The sequence below is a fragment of the Nitrospiraceae bacterium genome (assembly GCA_019637075.1).
Classification (GTDB): Bacteria; Nitrospirota; Nitrospiria; order Nitrospirales; family Nitrospiraceae; genus JAHBWI01.
In genome coordinates, this window is sequence record JAHBWI010000001.1 from 104637 (window position 1) to 125986 (window position 21350).

At 61.6% G+C, this 21350-nt stretch carries 23 protein-coding genes; 20 read left to right on the plus strand and 3 right to left on the minus strand.

The genetic code is table 11. The features are described from left to right. Positions 1 to 404 precede the first annotated feature (404 nt). A complete protein-coding gene (locus KF814_00515) occupies positions 405 to 581 on the plus strand; it encodes a hypothetical protein (GenBank protein MBX3234605.1) in 177 nt (58 codons plus the stop codon). Between the two features lie 75 nt (positions 582 to 656). Here the strand turns inward: KF814_00515 and KF814_00520 are convergent, their stop codons facing one another. Then, entirely contained in the window at positions 657 to 1205 is a 549-nt protein-coding gene (locus KF814_00520) for a hypothetical protein (GenBank protein ID MBX3234606.1), read from the minus strand. 376 nt (positions 1206 to 1581) lie between these two features. Between KF814_00520 and KF814_00525 the strand changes: the two genes are divergently transcribed. The 4 genes from KF814_00525 (at position 1582) to KF814_00540 (ending at position 4053) form a co-directional block, all read left to right on the plus strand. Further along, a complete protein-coding gene (locus KF814_00525) occupies positions 1582 to 2265 on the plus strand; it encodes an ABC transporter substrate-binding protein (protein ID MBX3234607.1) in 684 nt (227 codons plus the stop codon). A gap of 146 nt (positions 2266 to 2411) precedes the next feature. Further along, complete coding sequence (locus KF814_00530; GenBank protein ID MBX3234608.1) at positions 2412 to 2639, plus strand: hypothetical protein; 228 nt, start codon at positions 2412 to 2414, stop codon at positions 2637 to 2639. A gap of 14 nt (positions 2640 to 2653) precedes the next feature. Next, positions 2654 to 2959: a hypothetical protein gene (locus KF814_00535; protein ID MBX3234609.1), complete on the plus strand. Its 306-nt coding sequence runs from the start codon at positions 2654 to 2656 to the stop codon at positions 2957 to 2959. 710 nt (positions 2960 to 3669) lie between these two features. Then, on the plus strand, positions 3670 to 4053 hold the full coding sequence (locus tag KF814_00540; GenBank protein MBX3234610.1) for a response regulator transcription factor: 384 nt from the start codon (positions 3670 to 3672) through the stop codon (positions 4051 to 4053). Positions 4054 to 4270: 217 nt separating this feature from the next. Here KF814_00540 and KF814_00545 read toward each other — a convergent pair whose 3' ends face one another. Next, positions 4271 to 4720, minus strand: a complete 450-nt coding sequence (locus KF814_00545) for a hypothetical protein (GenBank protein MBX3234611.1) — start codon at positions 4718 to 4720, stop codon at positions 4271 to 4273. A 114-nt stretch (positions 4721 to 4834) separates the two neighbouring features. Continuing rightward, positions 4835 to 5104, minus strand: coding sequence for a hypothetical protein (locus KF814_00550; protein MBX3234612.1), 270 nt, complete (start codon positions 5102 to 5104; stop codon positions 4835 to 4837). 403 nt (positions 5105 to 5507) lie between these two features. Between KF814_00550 and KF814_00555 the strand changes: the two genes are divergently transcribed. The 15 genes from KF814_00555 to KF814_00625 all read left to right on the plus strand — a co-directional run bounded on the left by KF814_00555 (position 5508) and on the right by KF814_00625 (position 21315). After that, positions 5508 to 5804: a hypothetical protein gene (locus KF814_00555; GenBank protein ID MBX3234613.1), complete on the plus strand. Its 297-nt coding sequence runs from the start codon at positions 5508 to 5510 to the stop codon at positions 5802 to 5804. Between the two features lie 110 nt (positions 5805 to 5914). After that, complete coding sequence (locus KF814_00560; protein MBX3234614.1) at positions 5915 to 7213, plus strand: nucleotide sugar dehydrogenase; 1299 nt, start codon at positions 5915 to 5917, stop codon at positions 7211 to 7213. A 308-nt stretch (positions 7214 to 7521) separates the two neighbouring features. Beyond that, positions 7522 to 9879 carry a hypothetical protein gene (locus tag KF814_00565; GenBank protein MBX3234615.1) on the plus strand — a complete coding sequence of 786 codons (2358 nt, stop codon included), beginning with the start codon at positions 7522 to 7524 and terminating at the stop codon, positions 9877 to 9879. Continuing rightward, entirely contained in the window at positions 9876 to 10382 is a 507-nt protein-coding gene (locus tag KF814_00570) for a prepilin-type N-terminal cleavage/methylation domain-containing protein (protein ID MBX3234616.1), read from the plus strand. The genes KF814_00565 and KF814_00570 overlap by 4 nt, the downstream gene beginning before the upstream one ends. Then, entirely contained in the window at positions 10357 to 10764 is a 408-nt protein-coding gene (locus tag KF814_00575; protein ID MBX3234617.1) for a prepilin-type N-terminal cleavage/methylation domain-containing protein, read from the plus strand. The genes KF814_00570 and KF814_00575 overlap by 26 nt, the downstream gene beginning before the upstream one ends. A gap of 106 nt (positions 10765 to 10870) precedes the next feature. Beyond that, positions 10871 to 11569, plus strand: a complete 699-nt coding sequence (locus KF814_00580; protein MBX3234618.1) for a LysM peptidoglycan-binding domain-containing protein — start codon at positions 10871 to 10873, stop codon at positions 11567 to 11569. Between the two features lie 41 nt (positions 11570 to 11610). After that, the gene (locus KF814_00585) at positions 11611 to 12825 is read left to right on the plus strand and encodes a type II secretion system F family protein (GenBank protein ID MBX3234619.1); all 1215 of its coding nucleotides are present in this window, start codon (positions 11611 to 11613) and stop codon (positions 12823 to 12825) included. A gap of 20 nt (positions 12826 to 12845) precedes the next feature. After that, positions 12846 to 14576: a Flp pilus assembly complex ATPase component TadA gene (gene tadA / locus KF814_00590; GenBank protein MBX3234620.1), complete on the plus strand. Its 1731-nt coding sequence runs from the start codon at positions 12846 to 12848 to the stop codon at positions 14574 to 14576. Positions 14577 to 14579: 3 nt separating this feature from the next. Further along, positions 14580 to 15584, plus strand: a complete 1005-nt coding sequence (locus KF814_00595; GenBank protein MBX3234621.1) for a hypothetical protein — start codon at positions 14580 to 14582, stop codon at positions 15582 to 15584. Then, positions 15585 to 16214 (plus strand): PilN domain-containing protein, encoded by a 630-nt coding sequence (locus KF814_00600; protein MBX3234622.1) that lies wholly within the window; start codon positions 15585 to 15587, stop codon positions 16212 to 16214. Then, the gene (gene pilO, locus KF814_00605) at positions 16211 to 16783 is read left to right on the plus strand and encodes a type 4a pilus biogenesis protein PilO (GenBank protein MBX3234623.1); all 573 of its coding nucleotides are present in this window, start codon (positions 16211 to 16213) and stop codon (positions 16781 to 16783) included. Before KF814_00600 ends, pilO begins: the two co-directional genes overlap by 4 nt. After that, positions 16780 to 17499 (plus strand): hypothetical protein, encoded by a 720-nt coding sequence (locus tag KF814_00610; protein MBX3234624.1) that lies wholly within the window; start codon positions 16780 to 16782, stop codon positions 17497 to 17499. The genes pilO and KF814_00610 overlap by 4 nt, the downstream gene beginning before the upstream one ends. A 10-nt stretch (positions 17500 to 17509) precedes the next feature. After that, on the plus strand, positions 17510 to 18100 hold the full coding sequence (locus KF814_00615) for a type II secretion system protein (GenBank protein MBX3234625.1): 591 nt from the start codon (positions 17510 to 17512) through the stop codon (positions 18098 to 18100). A 107-nt stretch (positions 18101 to 18207) separates the two neighbouring features. Then, positions 18208 to 19539, plus strand: coding sequence for a glutamate-5-semialdehyde dehydrogenase (locus KF814_00620; protein MBX3234626.1), 1332 nt, complete (start codon positions 18208 to 18210; stop codon positions 19537 to 19539). Continuing rightward, positions 19540 to 21315 (plus strand): hypothetical protein, encoded by a 1776-nt coding sequence (locus tag KF814_00625; protein MBX3234627.1) that lies wholly within the window; start codon positions 19540 to 19542, stop codon positions 21313 to 21315. Positions 21316 to 21350: the final 35 nt, after the last annotated feature.

A 21350-nucleotide genomic window follows, 5' to 3' on the forward strand; every position in this document is an offset into this window, starting at 1 on the left:
ACACCCCCTCCCCTAATTCGCTTACTTCTTCTTCTTCGCTGCGGTCTTCTTCGCCGGCTTCTTCGCGGCTGCTTTCTTCGTTGCCATGGTCACCCCACCTCCTTTCTTGGGAATGTTCTCCGGAGCAAACGTATACCAGAGTTTGCGTCTGTTGGATAGCTCTTCTCGCGAGAATTTGATGGTGCGGCCATGCGCAGCACCTTCGCGACGAGTGTCCCCGTGGGTCGTTCGGTGTCGCTTCCATCATGCGGCATCTGCCCGAGGGCCATTGCCCGGGCGGGAGGGATCGCGTAGAGTGCCTTTTACCCAGTTGCGCTGCGGCGCTGATCGTCGCGCCGGGAATCGTTTCGAATGACGCCGGCTCTCATCGCCGACTGGTTCTACAACCCACGAAAGGCTTTTATATGAAAAACGTCGAAATGACCGTTGACGGCACGCAGCTCACGATCAAGGTGGATCTGTCGAAAGAGTTCGGCCCCTCGGCCTCGGGAAAGACGATCATCATCGCTTCCACCGAAGGCAACGTGACCATCCCTGGCCGGGACGAGAAGATCGGGCTGAATATTTATAAGAAGAAATGAGGGGAACGTATCTCGTGGGGAGCATCCTGCAAACAACGCTTCACGAACGGCGTCTCTGCCGATCATTAGCGCTCCTCATTTTCCCGGAAGAAACTCCACCGTCTCCCTGATTTTCACCCACTTGTCCCAGCCGTAGCTTCTGGCTTGGTTGCGGATGGCTTCTCTGGCTGCTTCGATGGGTTTGCTGAGGCCGTCGCGGGTGAGGGGCGCGCGGTAGTGCACGACGATCTGGAGCGTGTCGGGACCGGAGAGGACGATGTCGAGCGAGTAGGGTTGGTCCGCCGTGGGCTCGCGCCTGAGCCCGGCCCGCATGACGAGGGCGAGCCACTCGGCTTCGGTCGGGCTATAGATCGCCTGGCCCGGCCGGCTCACCGCCTGTGACTGCTCGGTGGCTGCCGCGGATTCCTCCCGCTCCACCTTACATTCGTTCCTCGTGCAGGCGCTCATCTGCGCTTGCTGCTGGTCCAAACAGGCGACGCGCTCGTTGGGGCCGATGGCGTTGTTGAGGCATTGCCGCATCCCTTGGTCGGCGGCAGAGAGACAGTCGGAACAGGGACTCTGCGCATAGAGCGATCCGCCCATGAGGCCCAGGAACAGCAGAGTGCACAAGAGCTTGACGATCATGATCCGCCCTCCCATATCCTTTCCTCTACGCCTCTCTTCCTTCTATTTGCAAATCCGGCGGTGACGCCGGGACCTGGTGGCCTGGGCGGGCGTTGCGCGCCATCCGGCGACAGGTCCGAAGCTCTGCCTGTTCCCCACACCTGCAGCATTCCTCCCACACTAGGGGGCAACAAGCCGGCTCTTGGAGCCGGTTTCCCGGGATCGGTCTCGGTCACGCCCCCGCGACAATTTTCGCCCAGCCCTGCGAAGTCAGTGGGTTAGGCCCGAGACTGCACCGCGCGCCTGCCCAGCCCACATGGCGAGGCATCCAGCACGAGTCTTGCTCATTACCCCTATAGCTAGTCTGCCGTGAGTGATGGATCAGGAGGATCGCACCATGATCCCTGTTGCTGGTTCGCTCTCCGTCTGGGACCGATCCCGTGCCTTTGCGCGCGCACTCCTGTTCGTCGGCCTGGCCGTCACGTTCTCGACCGTCGCCGTCACGCAGGAGGCTTTTGCGCTGACGGACCCGACCCCGACGGACTCCGTCAAACACACGATCACGGACGTGCTGCGGATTCTGCAGCAGGACGAACTGAAGCAGCCGGACCGGATCGCGGAACGGCGGCTGCAGGTCGAGCAGGTGATTCGGCAGGGGGTGAGTTATGAGGAAATGGCCCAGCGGGCGCTCGGCGCCACGTGGCTCTCCCTCAGCGAGACGGAACAGAAGGAGTTCGTCGACCTGTTCGTGCAACTGCTGCGGGAAGCGTTTGCAGGCAAGATCGACCGCTATGCGGACGAACAGGTGCAGTACCTGTCGGAAGATCGGCAGCTCCACGCGGCGGAGGTGCACACGAAACTCGTGGGGCAGAAGCTCGATACGCTGCTGGATTTCCGGCTGGCGGACCGCAGCGGCGAGTGGTTGGTCTATGACGTGGTGATCGATGGGGCGAGCATCGTCGGCAACTACCGCGCGCAGTTCACGAACATCATGCGCGACCATGCCTACAGCGGATTGGTCGAACGGATGAAGCAACACATGCTGATCGTGAAGACCTTCGAGCAGACCGCCGCTCCATAGCGTTCGCCGCGTCCGGAGGCCCATGTCTTGAGCGAGTGAGCAGCCGCGACGCACGTCCCGCCCTTGACGAACCGGGCAGAGGCGCGTAGGCTTCCTTCGTCCGTTCCCATCTTTTTTCCTGAACTCGGACGAAAGGGGGCACGACGATGCAACCGTCCCACCTGACTTTTTCAGTTTCGCTTCACGCCGATATCCGGCAAGCCTTCTACGAGCATCACCAGGCCATCACGCGGGTCATGCAGATCACCCTGATCCTCATTCCGCTCGTCGGCCTGTGGGTCCACGCGATGCTCGGCGTCGTGCTGGGGCTCACGGTCTTTCTGCTGAGCTACTACCTGACGCCGTACCTGTGGTCGGTCACCCATGGCGAGTGAGTGGAGGGGAACGCATGCAAATGCTGACGATCATCTGTCGCGAACAATATGAAGATGAGGTGCTTGCCGTGTTCGACGCCTTGAAGATCACCGGCTACACGGTGATTCACGGCGTCGGGGGAAGCGGGGAGACGGGAGCCGTGTCGATTACCCATCCCCAGCACCACCGAAATAAGCTGCTGCTCGTGGCCCTGGAGCCGGACCGCATGGCCGGGTTGATCAAGGCCATCAAGGAACTGCAGGCGCAGCTCGTCCGTGAACAATCGGGTTACCCCGTGCCGTTCAAGGCATTCCTCCAGCCCTGCGAGATGGTCTTGTGATCGCCACCCGGATCGGTCGCTGCTGTCTGCGATGAGACAGTCACACTGCTAGGCGTTTTCCCAGGCCGGCGCAGAAACATTCCGTGGTCTACTCACCCCAGCGGTAACTCGATGACGAGGTGACCTATGAATGCGGCTGGTAAAGGCATCATCCTCTGGCTACTCGGCGTGCCGGGCTTCTTGATCTTCCTGCTCTGGATGTTTGGGGTTCTGCACTGACGCCGCAGACGGCGGCGGCGCTCGTATCTCGTCGTTCGTATCTCGTGGGAAGAATCCCGCAAACGACGCTTCACGCTTCACGAACGAGGGCCCATGCTCCCTTCCGGCATCCGAACCCCACGTCTTCCGTCTCATGTTTGACGTCTCGCGTCTTTCCCTGTCGTCTCAATGACGAATCGGTCAATCTTCTGACGAAGATTGTTGAGACGAATAATCCGCGATAACGACAAAATCCCATTTCGAATAATCGAGAAGGCCTGTAGGGAGAAACGGCTCTGGACGCTGGTTTTCTCGGTTGCCGTCTCAATCGAGAAGGGTACCGAGCGTCGTCCAATCTCGACCACTTACTGTAGTGGTAATCAGGACGGAGCGTCAGGGCACATCTGTTGCCTTCTTATTCGTTGACTGGTAGATGATTTTGACGGTCCGCCGTTTCGCAACGTAGTCGATTCCATCCGCGGCCACACCTCGGTAAGCCAGGAGGTAGTACCATGGTCAGCGTCCTCATCGTCGAAGACAATCAGACCCTGCGCGATCGCGTTCGGCAAGAAATTGAAGAGCAGCAGGACCTCTCGGTGATCGGGGAAGCGGAGGACGGACTCACTGCCTTGCACCTCGCGATGGAGCTGCGGCCCGACGTGGTCGTGATGGACATCGGGTTAGCGCGGCTCGATGGCGTAGAAGCGACAAGACGCCTCAAGGCCGTGGCGCCGGACATCACGGTCGTGGGCCTGTCGCTCTACGACGACGAGCATACCAAAAAGACCATGATGAACGCGGGCGCTTCGGCCTTCGTCTGCAAAACGCGGATGAGGGAACAACTGGTCGCCGCGATCATGGGCTGCGAAGCGAACAAAGCCAAGCAGGCGCAATGACTGAAGAGCTTATGGCTTATAGCGAATGGCGTAGGGCCCGGACAGACGTGAGACGTTAGACGAGAGACAGCAGATGCGAGGCGCACGCGCGCTTCGCGCTCCTGCCTGTGCCATGAGCCAGACATGATCGGCTCTCATGCTCTTCCAGATGGCTCCCCGCGGCCCACTTGGGCTGTGCAGACCGCGGGGTAGGGCGGGAGTCGGCGGCTGGTGCGGATCAGGCCGTGACGACCTGAATGACCAGGTTGGTGAGGTGCTCCATCCCGATGCAGTCCAGGATGCAGTAGGCGCGGTACTGAAGTTGGCCCTTGTCGCCCGCGCGGAAGGAAATGCTCGACTGTTTGTTCATCACCCAAAGCTTCTCCGTTTCGCCGACCTGGCCGGCATCGGAGCGAAGCGCGATCTGGTGCGTGTCACCCACGGCCAAGCTGGACACATTCTCACTGAACACGAAGACGAGGGTCACAGGCGTACCCTGTTGGATCTTCAGCGGACGATTGGGGCCGTAGGGGCGTCCCTGTTCATCCGCGAAGCCCTTCTCACTCACACGGACTTTGATTTCCATCGGTGCCGGCGAGGCGGCGTAGGTAAACACCGGCGCAGCGAGCATGCCGATGAAACTGAGCACGGTGGCCAGACTGGCGAATTTCAATGCGATGCGGGTCATGGTGCGTTCCCTTCTTCCCAGTCACATGCGCGTTCAAGCGCAGTTCCCTCTGGTTATGGTTCAGGCTGTACGTGTCGGGACGGCGATGCCGGCTACGACAGGTACGTGCCGGTTTCAGCCGATGACGTTCTGACCGATCATGGTCAGTTCTTCCTGGTGACGCTTGGCTTCCGCCTCATGGATATGGTGGGCCGTGTCGGTATGTTTGCAGTGCTGATCGCAGGTGACCTGACCGTCCTTGCTGTGGAATTGGGAGCAGGCTTCCACTTCCAATCCATGATGGTCGGCATCCCGGAAAACGTTGACGGCAAATTCAACCTTCCTATTGTCCATATGAATCGGACATTCGAGGTTGGTGGTGACATGGGGCGTTTGCTTGCTCATCGCTGTGCTCCTTTCTATATGCGGCGACTCTGTCCGTTGCGACACGTTGATGGTTGAGAGGATCGTACCGATGAGTGATGCAGAAATCGTTCCGTTGGCTGCCGAATGATTGATTGCTAACCGTCTGATACTCAAAGACAAAACTTGTAGGAATGGAGGAGGTTGCGGTGTAGGCCGCGCCCAGGACCGCAAATTGTCACGTTGGGCGACAATTCTTTCCTCGGTTGGCGGCGGTGTGGTCTCTGCAGCACATCCGCGAGCAAGCGCGGTATCGGCCTGCTAAGGTTGAAACACCGAGTTCCCCGGAGAGACTTGTCTCTAGCCGGAGGGAATGGGTGGAACAAGACAGCGAAGTCGGGTAGAGTGGGACTCCTCATTCGCGTTCATTCTATTCGGAGGACCCATGACACGATCCCGACGACCCGAACTGGAAAAGGATAACCCCATCGCGCCCCAGCCACGCAGCCGCCGTCCCGGCCGACGGTCGTTCCAACTCGAAACCGATGAACCGGTCACGGAAGGGCAGGCGTTGGAAGCGTTGACGATAGCGGCGGAACGCTTCATCGACGGTGTCCCGCACCTCCCGAACCTGGACGCGGAACGGCAGGCGCTCATCGATGCGATCAGCGGCGCCCAGGTCGTGTTGTCCACGAGCCGGGGCCACGACATCCAACCCGAAGAACCCTCATTGGCCACATAAGGGCGCAGCTTGCCCTCTTGCGATTTCGTTGACGAATTCGGTGCTTTCTGCCATTCTTTTTTTCGACGGCATGAGCAGGTAGGCGCGCATTTTCTGACGAGGAGACTCTAATGGCCAAAAAGCAGGCGCAGCGGCAGATCGCAGTGGTCGGGTTGGGGTACGTTGGGTTGCCCATCGCGGTGGCGTTCGGCAAGTACGCCCAGGTGATCGGATTCGACATCAACAAAGCCAAAGTCGAGGAACTGCGAAAGGGCGTCGATCGCACCGGCGAGGTCTCTGCTCAAGACTTGAAGGCGACCCGCGTGCGGTATACCTCCGAGCCGAGCGATCTCAAGACCGCCGACTTCATCATCGTGGCGGTGCCCACGCCCATCAACCAAGCGCTGCAGCCGGACCTCACGGCCCTCAAGAAAGCTTCCGAGCTGATCGGCTCGAATCTCAGGCCGGGCGCGATCGTGGTGTACGAATCTACCGTCTATCCCGGCGCGACTGAAGAGGACTGCCTGCCGATTCTCGAACAGGCGTCCGGCATGAAGAGCGGGATCGATTTCAAGATCGGCTATTCACCGGAGCGGATCAATCCGGGCGACAAAGAACATACCCTCGAAAAGATCATCAAGGTCGTCTCGGCGCAAGACGAGGAATCGCTCGAGATCGTGGCGGAAACGTACGGCATGGTCGTGAAGGCGGGCATCCACCGGGCCGCCAGCATCAAGGTGGCCGAAGCCGCCAAGGTGATCGAGAACACGCAACGCGACCTCAACATCGCCCTGATGAACGAGTTGGCGCTGATCTTCCATCGGTTGGGAGTGGACACCCGATCGGTTCTCGAAGCGGCCGGCACGAAGTGGAATTTCCTCAAATTCAGCCCGGGTCTCGTCGGCGGCCACTGTATCGGCGTCGATCCTTACTATCTGACGACGAAAGCCGAATCGGTCGGGTATCACCCCGAGGTCATTCTGGCGGGCCGACGCATCAACAATAGCATGGGCAAGTATGTCGCCGAGCAGACGATCAAGTTGCTGAGCCAGGTGGAGCGCCCGGTCAGCGATCTGAAGATCGGCGTGCTGGGGCTGACGTTCAAAGAGAACGTGCCCGACCTTCGCAACAGCCGCGTGCCGGACATCGTCCACGAGTTGAAGGAGTACGGCGTTCAGGTGCTGGTGCACGATCCGTTGGCCGAACCCGAGGAAGCCGTCGCGGAATACGGGCTCCGCCTGTCCACGTGGGACCAGCTCAAACAGCTGGACGGCATCGTGCTCGCCGTGGCTCACCGTGAATACATGCAGATGAGCATCGATGAACTCTTGAAGCCGTTGCGCAAGCAGCGCAACAACGTGGTGGTCGACGTGAAGAGCGTGCTGCCCCCCGGCGCCTTGCCCGGTTCGGTTAAGTACTGGCGACTCTGAGAATACGCGCTCCGGTCCGCCGCGGCGGACCGGAGCGCCTCACGCAGCTCCCTCCGCCTCGTCTTCCGATTCAGCCCCTCCACAATTCTCCTTACGGCCCCGAGTTCCACCTCGACGCGTACGACGCATCTCGCCCGATCGCGAAGCGAGATCGACGAACGCGCGGATATCACACGCGTTCACGCGCGGACGAAAACGAGAAACTGATTGTCCCTCCTTGTTGAGTTTGATATACCAAACTCGTTGAGGCGCGTGTCGTTCAACAGACGAAGGCCACACTTCATCCACTTCTCATCAGGCAGGTTACGGTGCTTATTTATCGTCGATTCCGCTCGCAAGCGCGAGTATTCGGAACGTGTCTGATCTCCGCCGGCGCAATCCTGTTGGCCTCCTGCGGGACGCTGTCCTCCCCCGATGTGAAACGAGGCGATCAGCATCTCGCCGCGGGAAGTTGGGAAGAAGCCATTCTGGCTTACAAACAGGCCCTCAAGGACGACCCCTTCGACCCATCGCTGCAGAACAAGTACGCCATCGCGCGCGAGCGCGCCGCGGCCATGCACCAGGAACGCGGCCGGCAGCTTTTGAAAGATCATCAACTCGATGCGGCCGCCGAGGAATTCAAGCGCGCCCTCACGATCGAACCTACTTCCAAGGATCATGAAACCGGCTTGACGGAATCGCTGCGGTTGAAAGACGCGCGCGACCGCTCGCGCGAAGCCGACCGGCTGGCGCAACTCGGCCGCGTGAGCGAAGCGATGGAATCCTATGCGCGGGCGATCGAATTGGATCCGTCGTCGAAAGAAGCCCTCGAGGGCGTCGCGCGGATTTCCGAAGAGCAGCAGGCTCAGGGGCGGGACGACCGGCAGAAGCAGCCGATCACACTCCAGTTCAGAAACGCGGGCCTTAAGGAAGTGCTCGAGGCGATCGGCAAGGCGGCCCGCGTGAATTTCGTCTTCGACAAGGACGTGCGCAACGATCCGGTCACGGTGTCGCTCGAGGAGAAGCCGTTCGACGAAGCGCTCACGTTGGTGCTGAACAGCAACAGCCTGTTTGCCCAAAAGGCGGGGCCGTCGCTCTTCATCATCAGCCCCAACACCAAACAGAAGCAGGAGCAGTATCAGGATTTGATGATCCGCACCTTCTATCTCTCGAGCGCGAAGGCCAAGGACATGGTCGCCTTGCTCAAGACGATGCTGGACATCAAACACATCCATGCGAACGAACCGCTGAACACGATCGTCGTTCGTGACCAACCGGAGAAGGTCGAATTGGCCGAGAAGATCATCCAGGCCAACGATCGCGAAGACTCGGAAGTGCTGTTCGATGTCGAGGTGCTGGAAGTGGACCGCACGGTCGACCAGACCTACGGCCTGTCCTATCCGAAACAGGTGGCGGCCGCGCTGGTTCCCCCCGGCTTCAACAGCACGATCGCCGGTGACCTGGCACAACAGTTCACCTATCGGCAGCTGACCAGCCTGGGCAAAGACAGCTATATGTTCAAGCTGCCGACCAACGTCCAACTGGACTTCTTCAAGCAAGTCACGGATGCCAAGACCCTGGCCGCACCGAAGGTGCGCGTCGTCAACAATAAGAAGGCCGAGGTCAATATCGGCGACAAGCAGCCGATTCTCCTCTCGACGACCAACGTGCTGCCGGGTCAGGCGGCGACGGGTGCCGTGCCGACCACCTCGACCGTGACCTCGATCGAATTCCGCGATACCGGCGTCAAGCTGACGGTGGAACCGGCGATCCACCTGGGAAGCGAGTTGTCCCTCAAGATGAAGATCGAAGTGATCCGGCTCGGCGACACGGTGTTGTTGCAGGCGTCGCCTCCGATCACCCAGTTCAAATTCGGCAACCGCTCCGCGGAAACCATGTTGAACGTGCGAGACGGCGAGACGATCGTGCTGGGCGGCCTCCTCCAGGAAGAAGACCGCCGGACGAGGGTCACGATTCCGTGGATCGGGGATCTCCCGTTCATCGGGAACCTGCTCAGCTCGTTCAAGACGCAGCGGGTCACCACGGAAGTGATCCTGACCATCACGCCCCACATCGTGACGCCGTTGCAGCCGCCCAGTCTCCAAGCGCAGGCCTTCTGGTCCGGCACGGAGTCGGTCTACTCGACGACCCCGCTGTTCGCGCCGCAACCCAAAAAGGTGTCGGCGCGGGTCTCGTCCGCGGCCAAGTTGTCGTCCGCAACGCCGAAGACGTTGGGGAAGAGCCCGGCCGGTGAGGCTACGCTTCCGGAAGCGAAGGCGCCGAGGCCGGAACTCATGATCCGCCCGGCCGATGCGGTCGTCCCGGTCGGAAAGGAGTTTCAGATCGAAGTGAACGCAAAACGCATCCAAGATCTCGATCTGGAATTGATGAAGCTCGAGTTCGATCCCAAGGTCTTGGAGTTCCGCGACGCATCTGAAGGGGAGTTGCTGGGCGCTGAAACCGGCAAGGCTCCCGTGGCGGTGCCCTCGCAGTCGATCGACGGCGGAGTCGAACTCCGGCTCCATCGAACGGGCAAAGGCGCCAAGGAAGAAGGCCGACTGTTACGGCTGACGTTCGCCGCCAAGGCACCCGGCGTCTCGACCTTGCGGTTGCATCCGATTCGGACGGAAGACGCCAAACCCGGCGAGCAGCCGGTGGAGGCCAAGGGAGTCGTGAGGGTGCGGTGAAGCAGTCCGGCGTCACACTGTTGGAGCTGCTGATCACGCTGACCATTCTCACCATTCTTGCGTCCGTAGCGCTGCCGTTCACCCGTGTCTCGGCCAAGCGAACGAAGGAAATCGAACTGCGACAAAGCCTGCGCGTGATGCGGACGGCGATCGACACCTTCCACCTCGAATGGGCGAGGGAAGGGGATACGCTGACCGGTCCCGCGTGCGTAAAGAATCGGCTGAGTTGCAAAGACGTGACGGGCCCCTACGGCTACCCGAAGACCTTGGACGTGCTGCTCGGCGTCAAACTGACCGGCGAACAGGCGACGGTGAAGGGCATCACGACCAAACGGTACTTGCGCCAGCTCCCGATCGACCCGATGACCGGTCGGACCGATTGGCATATGCGCTGCTACCGGGACCCGGCCAGCGTGAAGGACTGGTGCGGGGAAGACGTCTACGATGTATCGACCCAGAGTCAGGATCTCGCACTCGATGGCACCAAATACCGAGACTGGTAGACGCTCCCGTCGTGCGACCGGAGCCCGCGGCTTTACGATCATCGAGCTGATGATCGTCGTGACGATCATCGGCATTCTCGCCACCCTGGCCATTCCGTCGTATCAGGCGGCGGTGGTGAAGGCCAAGGAGGGCGCGCTCAGACAAAACCTGTTCTCGCTCCGGGATGTGATCGACCAGCATCGCGCCGATAAGGGCAAGTACCCGGAAACGATTCAGTCCCTGGTGGCAGCCGGGTATCTGCGGCGGGTCCCGACCGATCCGATCACGGGCAACACCACCTCGTGGCAAGAACTGGTCGATCAGACGGACGGCGGCGTCATCGACGTCTTCTCCGGGTCCGACCTTGTAGGAACAAACGGAATTCCCTATAACCAATGGTGAGCGGGGGACCCCGATGTCTGACATGATGAATTTTGGGAGACGGTATCGGCCCTACCTCGCTGCCGTCGGCATATACAGCCTCCTCTTGTCGTTCGGATGCGCCAGGATGGAACCGAATGTCCGTCCGGAAGTCTCCGATCTCCAGGTCACCATCGACACGCTCAAGACGGCCGTCCGCGACGCGCAACGTACCTCCGATGAACTGCGGCTCGAGCTCGAGGACCAGCGGCGGGAGTTCGCCGAAGTCCAGATGGCGCGGGCCCAGCTTCAGGGCATGCTCAGGGAAACCGAGCGGCGCTTAGCCGATGCCAAGCAGATCATTGATTTGCAGCGCGAGGAGCTGGCCTCTGCGCGCGTCGAACGCGAACGGGCCGCGCAGAATAATCGGCATCTGCCGACCCGTCTGCGCCCCATGCCGCGCGCGACCCCCTTTCAAGGCACCCTGCCGGCAACGGCCCCCGAGGGCATGATTTCAGAGACGAGCACCGGCCACCCGGCAGCCGAGGTGGTGCCGATTCCTGCGGACAGCGACGGTCCCATTCCCGTTCCTGGCCCGGCGGCGGAGCTTGAACCGTCCGGCGAGGTGCTCCCCGAGAACCAGCCCGAACCGGAGCAGACCGTCCAGGCGAGCGCTCGCACCATCATCGTGAACCCCGGCGACACGCTCTGGCGGCTGTCGCGACGGCATAAAGTGGATATGGAACTGTTGCGGACGCTGAACGGTTTGAAGGACTACCGCATCATCGCCGGCCATACGCTGCGATTGCCCGAATCCCGCGGTGGCGCCCAGACCGCTCAGCACTGACGGCCCCGTTCCTATGGGCCGCGCCGCATCCGATTGAACCCATGGCTGTGTTTGCGTACAGGGCTGCCCGCGCCGACGGCACCACCTTCGACGGAGAAGTCGAGGGGGATGACGAACAACTTGTTCGCGCGAAACTGGAAGCCGAAGGACTGCTGATCTTCCGGCTCGCCCGCCGCGGCGCGCGTTTGGGTGTCCCCGGTCTTTCGGTCGGCCGTTGGGGCAAGATTCCGTTGCAGGAATTCCTGGTCTTCAACCAGGAGCTCTTGGCCTTGATCAGGGCCGGCCTCCCGGTGCTTCGCATCTGGGACCTGTTGATCGAGCGAACCCAGCGGGCCGCTTTCCGGGAAGCGCTGCAAGCGATCAGGCAGGACATTCGCGGCGGCGCCTCGGTGTCCGAATCCCTGACGAAGCATCCCGGGTATTTTTCGGAACTGTATCTCGCGACGATCCGGGCGGGCGAACAGTCGGGCAACTTGCCCGAAGTGCTGCAGCGGTACATCGCGTACCTGAAGCTCATGATCGAGTTGCGCCAGAAGGTCGTGAAGGCGCTGGCCTATCCCGGCTTCTTGGTCGTCGTCGGCTTTGCGGTGGTCGGCTTCCTGCTGAGCTATGTGATGCCGACCTTCGTGTCGGTGTACGGCGAATCCTCGGCCAACTTGCCGTCCGCGACGAGGTTGCTCATCACGGTCATTCAGATGCTGGAATCCCAGTTCATTCCGACGCTCCTGGTGTTGGGCGTCGGCGTGATCGCGGGACGGACCTGGTACCACACGCCGGCCGGACGACTGACGGTGGACCGCCAGTTGTTGCGTCTACCGGTGATCGGCACGATCCTCGTGCAGCACCACACGATTCAGCTGGCGCGCACGCTGGCGACGGTGCTGGCGGGCGGTACACCGCTGGTCGAGGCGTTGGAAGTAGCGCGTGGCGCCGTCTCCAACCGGTTCGTCTCACGCGGCCTGGCCTCGGCCGTGGCGGAAATTCGCGAGGGCAACACCCTGGCCGCCGCCATTGAGCGGCCGCAAATTTTGCCGAAACTCGCCATCGAAATGCTGTCGGTGGGCGAAGAAACCGGGTCCTTGGAACCGATGCTGCGGGATGTGGCGGAATTTTACGAGGGCGACCTCGACGTGCGCTTGAGCCAGTTGACGACCTGGATCGAACCGGTCCTTCTGCTGGTCATGGGCGTGCTGGTCGGAGGGATCGTCATCATCATGTACCTGCCGATTTTCCAAATGGCGGGAACGATTCAGTAGGCGCACGAACACAGGACGTCATGATGCAACGCCATCTCACCAGACCTTCATTAGCGGACGTGATGGTCCGCGAGGGCATTCTGCCCAAGCGCACGGTCGATCAGGTCATTGCCAGGCTGGGCGGCGGCGGCGTGGCATTGGGACAGACGCTTCTCGACGAGGGCGTGATTTCGGAAGCGCAACTCGCGCAGGCGCTGGCCTCGCAGTTTGGATTGCCCTACGATCCGCTCACCGGCTACCGCGTCGACTCCGAGTTCTACCACACGATCTCCGTCAAACTGATGCGGCGCCACCCCTTCGTGCCGCTGAAGGACGACGAGGGCATTCTCACGTTGGCGATTCCGGATCCCAGCAACTTGTTGGCGCTGGACGAATTGGAGATCTTGCTCGTTCGCCCGCTCCGGTACGTGGTCAGTCCGCGGACGGCGATCGAAGCCGCTCTGGAGCGCAGCGAGGGCTCGAGCCAGGCGTTGCGGGAACTCGAGGCGGAATACCGCTCGGTGCTCGTCAAAGAAGACGAGCGCGGCGAAGAAGTCCTGACGGTCGACCAGTTCGGAGAGGATCAAAGCCCGGCCGTCAAACTGCTCGACACGATCTTGCTCAGCGCCATGCAGCGGCGGGCCAGCGACATCCATATCGAAGCCACGGACCGCGCCACCACGGTGAAGTTCCGCGTCGACGGCATTTTGGTCTCCGCGATGGACCCTCTGGACCTCAAGCTGCATCCGCCGCTGGTCTCCCGTCTCAAGGTCATGTCGGACCTGGACATCGCCGAACGGCGCGTCCCGCAGGACGGAAGTTTCCGGATGCGCTTGGACCGAAAGACCGTCGACTTCCGCGTCTCAATCCTGCCGAGCGTCTTCGGGGAATCGGTCGTGATTCGTATTCTCGACCGAGAGGCCATCACGACCGGGGTGTCGAGCCTGCGCCTGGATCGGCTCGGGTTCAACGCCGAGGACCTCAAGCGATTCCGCCGCGCGATCACGAGGCCCTACGGCATGGTGCTCGTCACCGGCCCCACGGGAAGCGGCAAGACCACGACGCTCTATGCCGCGATCAGCGAAATGAATATTCAGGAAGACAAGCTGATCACCATCGAAGATCCGGTCGAATATCAGCTGCCCGGCGTCGTGCAGATTCCCGTCAACGAGAAGAAAGGCCTGACGTTTGCGCGAGGCTTGCGGTCCATCTTGCGTCACGACCCGGACAAGATCATGGTCGGCGAAATCCGCGACGCGGAAACGGCGCAGATCGCGATCCAATCTGCCTTGACCGGCCACTTGGTGTTGACCACCGTACACGCAAACAACGTGTTCGACGTGATCGGCCGGTTTGCCTCGATGGGCATCGATTCCTACAACTTCTTGGCTGCGCTGAACTGCGTGCTGGCCCAGCGGCTGATTCGTATCCTCTGTCCCGACTGCCGCCATGCCGTCCCATTGGACAAGGCCCTGGCGGAGGAGTCCGGTTTGGATTATGAGCAGTACAAGAGCGGCACGTTTTACGAAGGCAAAGGCTGCCCGGAGTGCCACGAGACCGGGTACCGCGGCCGCAAGTGCATCACCGAGTTTCTGGACCTGACCGACGAAATCAAAGAAATGATCCTCGCCGACCGCGCCCTGTCAGAAATCCGCTATCGCGCCGTCACGGACGGCATGATCACATTGCGTCAGTCGGCCGTGAAGAAAGTGCTCGCCGGGGAAACGTCTTTGCGCGAGATCAACCGCGTCACCTTCAGTGAAGAGCGCTGAGCCATGTGGAATTGGATCGCCAGTCGCCCGCGATATTGCCTGAAAATCGGCCTGCGCGATCTGGCTTGGGCGGAAGTGAGCCGAGATTGGCGGGGCCGCCCCCGTTACCGTTGTGCGGTATCGCCGCTCCCGGAGGGTCTGCTCCGGTTGTCGCCGCTCGAGCAGAACATTCTGCAACCCAACGACATGGAAATGCAGATCCGTGCGCTCACCGGGACCGGGCCGTCTCAGTCATCCGGCGTGGAGACGGGGAGCCGTCCGGTACCACGAGCAGCCACCGTGGTCCTTCCCGATCTGGCCGTACGGCTGGCGGTGCTGACCCTGCAGGACCTCCCATGGAGTTCGGAGGAACGCGATGCCGTCGTGCGCTGGCGCTTGGGGCAGGAACAACTGCTGTCGCTCGCCGGAGCCAAGGTTTTTTCGCAGGTGATGAGCGACCCCTCCTCGTCGGGGGAGGGGCCCTATACCGTCTTCGCCGTGATCGTCCAGGAAACGGTGCTCGCGCAGTACGAGTCGGTCTGCGAGGCGGCAGGGCTCATTCCACAAGAAGTCGACGTCGCCAGCCTGCGCCTGCTGAACCTGTGGGCAAAAGGCGAGGAGGGGACGCAGCGCCTGACATCCGATTATCTCTGGCTCAATGCCACGGACGGGGGCTTCACCGCCTTCGTGTTTCATCGAGGCAACCTTGTCTATGTGCGATCCAAACTCCAAGTCGGGGCCGCGCAGGCCGCCGGGCTCGCGCAGGATCGTACGGGCGTCGATCGGATCGTGCAGGAGTGCGCCGACTCGATCTATGCCTGCCAGCAGCACACGGATGAATTGAATATTTCCCAAGTAGTGCTCGTCGCCGATGAAACGCTGGCGCCAGATCTGCAAAAGCGCTTCGAAAAGGGCCTCGGGGTGAACGTCAACCTCATCGATTGGGACCACCTGAAGAAACACAGCAAGGGCGTCGTGCTCGGATCGCCCGGTATCTCGGCGCTCCCGGCCGTGGCAGGGGTGATGTAAATGTTTTCGCTGGACGGCATCACGGCGGCCATTCGCGATTTCCTGATGCAACTCGGGCAACCCGCCGGCCGCAACGGACTGTTCACGATCAATCTGAGCAGCCGGTATCGGTGGTACCTGGCCCCCGCGCGGTTAGGGATCATGATCGTCGCCGGTATGGTGGGCGTCGGCATCGCCTGGGACATTTCGCGCACCGTGCTGATGTGGCAGGAACTGCAATCGGTGGAAGAAGCGCTTGAACAGGTGCAGGAACGCGATCGCGCGGTCATGGCCGAGGCGAAACAGCAGGGGATCGAGCTGTCCGAAGCGGCCCTGCAGGTGTTGCCCAAGGAAATCGAATTCGCCAATCAACTGATTGAAAAGCGCGCGTTCTCCTGGACCCGCTTTCTCACGGAACTCGAGCAGGCGATCCCACCCCGCATCGCCGTCAACAGTATCCGGTTGGAGCCGACGAACGCGACGATTCTGCTGAACGGAGCGGCACGGTCCCTCGAAGACGTCACGACCTTGACCGTGGCCTTCCAAGACCACCCGCGCTTCAAGGACCCGGTGCTGGGCCAGCACCACGACGCGGGGAACGGCCTCGTGGAATTCGACCTATCCATCCATTATCGGAGCCGCAATCCATGAACATTCCGGGAGTCGAACGCCTTCAGGACTCGCTCCGCCAGCCCTACGCGCCGTTGCTGCCGTGGCTGGGTTTCCTCGTGGGATTGTTCGTGGTGTGGTACGGCATCCAGACCTTCGTGCTTGGGGCGGCCCAGGAAGAACGGCAACGTGCCGAGGCCGAATGGATCAAAGCGCGGCAACAGCTTGCGCGCCACAAGGAAGCGAGACAGGCGAAGGAAGATTTGCAACGAGTCTGGAAAGCCCTGCCGTTGCTGCGGGATTTTGCCCCCCTGGCATTGGGCGTGACGGAAGAGGCGAAGCGCGATCAGGTGACGCTGCCGGCGCTGTCCTACCGGACGGAAAAGACTGCGGTGCCGGATGCGACGAAGGCCGTGCTTCAAGGCACGGTGACCGGCCGTTACGAGGACTTGCGGCGGTTCCTCTATAACTTGGAGTCCGCCGACGAATTGCTGTTCATCGAAGACTTGAATTTGATCCGCAGCGGCAACGTGCAGGACCAGAACTTGACCTTCAATATCCGCATCTCCACCTTCCTGCGGGGCCAGCAGTTGGAGACGACCACACCGTGAGCAGCATGAACCGCTCCAGCAAGCAGCAAGCCGGGCTGCTCCTTGCCTTGATCGCCCTGTGGGTCGGCCTCCTGGTCTGGCAGGTCGGGCACTCCTCCGAGCCTGAGCACGTGACCTTGAAAAACGTCACCGGTGTGAGCGCGGCCCCTCGTGGAGCGTCGCCCGCCGCGGCTGCTTCCTCGATGCACGTGAACTTGGAACGACTGGCCGAGATCACCGGTCAGCGGCAGGCCAACTTTTCCGTTCCCAGAAATATCTTCGCCTCACTGAATCCCCCGGCGCCCGTCGTCGCGGCGGCGCCACCGGCCAAGGCCCGCCGACCCGGAAAGCGACGCACTCAGGAAGCGCCTCTCCCGACCGACATCCCGATGCCCGAGTCGACGGTCGAAGAGACACCGGAAGAAGAGCCCGCACCGCCGGCAGAGCCCCCGAAACCCAGCCCGGAAGAATTGGAACGATTGCGAATCGCCACGGAGCTCAACCAATTTCGATATCTGGGCTATATGAAGGTGGGTGGGAGCGATGAGAAGAACGGCCCGACGGCGGTCCTGGTGAAGGACGAGCAAATGCATCTAGTACAGGCCGGAGAGACCATCGCCAAGGAAATACTGGTCAAGGCCATCACCCCCACCGGTGTGACGCTGCAGGATTTGCACTCCAAGGTGGTACAGGTGATTCCGGTCAGCGACCAGCCGGGATCGACGGCCGCCAATTAGGGGACGCCCCGTGTTCTGTCGCCACATCCGCAATGTCCGCGGAGTCACCTACCTCGCGTTGATGTTCTCCATCGTGTTGATCGGCATTTCGGTGTCCGCCGCGACCCGCCAGTGGAAAACGCTCGTGCAGCGCGAGAAAGAGGCCGATCTCCTGGCCAAAGGCATCGAAATTCAAAATGCATTGGCCCTCTACTCGGCCACCATGAAGATCGGGCGGGTGACCCTCGCGGACATCTATCCGCAAACGCTCTTCGAGCTGACCCGCACGCCCAAACCGTTCCTGCGCAAGGCCTACCTCGATCCGCTCACGGGCGGGGATTGGGAATACATGCGGGCCCCGACCGGCGGCATCATGGGCGTCCGCAGCAAAAGCAAAGGGAAACCGATCAAGGAGCGCGACTTTCCGCTTTCCGTGCGCCACTTCGAAGGGCGGAAGACCTACCATGACTGGATCTTCCAACATCCGAATCCCTCGTCGATGTCGCTGTTGACGCCGCCGATGGGCGTGATGCCCCAGGGCGGCACGCCCATGATCCCCGGTGCGCAGCCGGCTCCGGGCGCCGCCGCCCCGACGGTCCCCGGGTCGACTCGAGTCCCTTGACCGCACTTCAGGCCTCACAGTATCCTTACCCGTTTTCACACAGCTCGCGGTAGCACCTCCACCGCTCCACTGAACCCGCGGGCTTTCCACGGAAAAGGATCATCCCTATGTCGAACGAACTGCATGATGCCCCGGCTGAGGACGCGGTCGTTTCCGAAACACCGGAGGCTACCGAGCCTCCCGTTGCACCGGATGTCTATGTGCGTAATCTCGTCACAGCCGCCCGGCAAGCGGCAGGCCGCGTCGCCGCCCTCACCACAGCCGTCAAGAATGAGGCGCTGACGGCGATGGCCGATGCCGTGGAGGCGCGTGAAGCGGATATTTTGGCCAAGAACGAATTGGACCTCGAGGCCTTCGACGCGACCCCGGAACGGAAGGCGGCGGCGGACCGCCTTCGGCTGACCCCGGAACGCATCCGTGCGATGGCGGACGGGATCAGGGAAATCGCGCGCCTGCCGGACCCCCTGGGCGCCATGCCCAAGATGTGGACCAGACCGAATGGGATGCAGGTCGGGCGAGTTCGGGTCCCGATCGGTGTCATCGGCATTGTCTATGAAGCACGGCCGAACGTGACCGCAGACTCGGCGGCACTCTGCCTCAAATCCGGGAACGTCTGCGTCCTGCGCGGCGGTTCGGAAGCCATCCACTCGAACACCATCATTGCCGACATCCTGCGCGAGGCCGGCGAGAAGGCGGGCATGCCTTCAGGGGCCATCGTCTTCGTGGACCGGCCCGAGCGCGATATCGTCCCGCTCTTGTTGAAGCAGGACCGGTACATCGACGTCATCATCCCGCGGGGCGGCGATTCATTGATGAAGACGATCGCGGAGCACAGCACGATCCCGGTGCTCAAACATGATAAGGGCGTCTGCCACATCTTCGTGGACATCGACGCAGACCCGGAAATGGCGCAGCGCATTTGTCTGAACGCCAAGGTGCAACGTCCCTCGACTTGCAATGCCATGGAAACGCTGTTGGTCCACCAGAGTATGGCCAGGACCTGGCTGCCCGAATTCGTGAGCAAGTCGGCGGCGGCCGGAGTCGAAGTCCGGGGCTGCGCCAGAACCTGCCAGCTGTGCCCGGAAGCCAAGCCGGCGGCGGACGAAGATTACGGCAAGGAGTTTCTGGACCTGACGCTCGCCGTGAAGGTCGTGAAGGACATCGACGAGGCTATGGAACACATCGCCGCGCATGGGTCCCAACATACTGAAGCGATCATCACCAGCCACTACGCGCGCGCCATGCGCTTCGTCCGCGAAGTGGACGCGAGCGCCGTCCTCGTGAACGCTTCAACGCGCTTGAACGACGGTTACCAGTTCGGCCTCGGAGCAGAGATCGGAATCAGCACGTCCCGTCTCCACGCGCGAGGCCCAATGGGCTTGGAAGAACTAACCTGTTCCAAATTCGTCGTCCTCGGCACCGGCCAGATCCGCGAATAAATGTCCTCCGAGACCCAGCCAGAGGTTGTGCTCCAGCGGCCGGGAGCGCTCGCGTTCCCTTCCAATCAAGCCATCGTGCGCGAACAGGGCCTGCGGCCGGGCGGGGTGGTCCGCTCACCGCAGGGCGACGTTATTTACTACGGCCCGCACGGCCGTCGTATTGCCGCGACCGATCCCTCGGGGCACCCGCTCCATGAATGCGAGTGGGACACTGTCGAAGGCACCCTTCGTCTGAGACGGGCACGCGTCCGCCTCGATTGGGGCCAATGGGTCGGCCTGGTGCCCGGAGGATTGGCCAATGCGACGACCCTCGACCTATCCCGCAAACCTGGTTGGCAGCGCATCAGACCGGACGATCTCCGAACCATGGCGGCCCAGGCGATGCAGGTCCCGCTGGATGAAGTGCGATTCTTCTATACGGATCGAGACCTGACCATTGCGCCGACCGGTATCGCCACCATTCGCCACCGCAAGGATGCGCTCTACGTCCTGCCGGACGGCACGTTCGATCGGCCGGCCTTCATGGCCTGCATGGGGGCGATGAATTGGGAAGCGATCGATTTTCTTCCGGTGGTGGAACTGTTCCTGTCCCTGTTGCCGGGTACGGGCTCGGCCGTCTTGGAACTGATCCGCGCGCTCTATGACGACCAGCAACGGAGCGCGCCGTCGCCACGGCCGCTGCGGTATCGAGGCATTCCCACCTATCCTTCGGCCGCTGCCTATCGGCTCTTCAGTGCCTTCTTCACCCCACACGTAGCGGGAGCCGGGGACCCGTTTCCCATTTTTATGGATCCGCCCCAATCCCATCGAGTGAGTTGGCTGCCGGCCCCGGATCCGTTGGTACGCCGATGGAACCACGACGCTCGATTGTGCGTCACCGTCCAAGGGAAGAAGATCGTCAAGGCGACAATGGCCGACGATTCGGCAGGGCTCTCGTACCATGCCCCTGATCCGAAGGGGCAGGCCCCCTGCGACCGATCCGTCGGAATCATCGACCAAGCGGTCGTGCTGCAGGACGGCGCGCATCGCGTCACGTTCCCTCTCGATCCGGCGTGGGGCAGTTTGACTGAAACCGGCATTCCGACCACTTCCGCGACACCAGCCTGGTCTTCCGTATTCGACCGGCCCCTCGTGGTCTCCCCGCAAGAAGCCTTCTCAGCCGTGCTCTTGTATCCGCAGGATGAGCAGGAGATCGGGGAATTGGAAACGCAGCCCTTCGTCGCGGACTACCTCCAAGATCTCTTGGAACAGAACCAGCGTTTGGGGGCGTTGGTCGCAAAGGCCGCGCACGTCGAGATCTGCCGCTTCGACGCCGCGATCACGACACTGATCGGTCAAGATCGTCGCCGTTCCTACCACATCCAATTCGAACAGGACGCCTTCGTGCAACGGCAAGCACAGGCGATCTGGAACCAGTGGGCTCGTGCGGGGCGCTTGGCCTGGCTTTCCGACCTTCGGATGCGTCACGCAACCCAAGAACCGAGCCAACCCGACGCCCCCTTCGACTTGCTCTACGACTGGGTGCCATACAGGATTCATCCGCAGCGGGACGCGATGTGGGCACACATCAAGGAACTGGCTCGCCGAATGACCCGCGGCGCCATCGGCTTCCTCGTGGGACCGCCTGCCATGCCTGAACTGTGCGGAGCGGCCGGACTGCAAGTGGAGGCAATGGTGGCCATCGAACAGTTGCCGACGTTTCGCATGCATCGCACGATCATCCCAAAGGCGATGCTTCGCCGCGGTGTCACCCTGTACCAAGTCATGCGCCGATGACAGTTGCGTGAGTAGGCCGTTTCAAGTATGGTCGC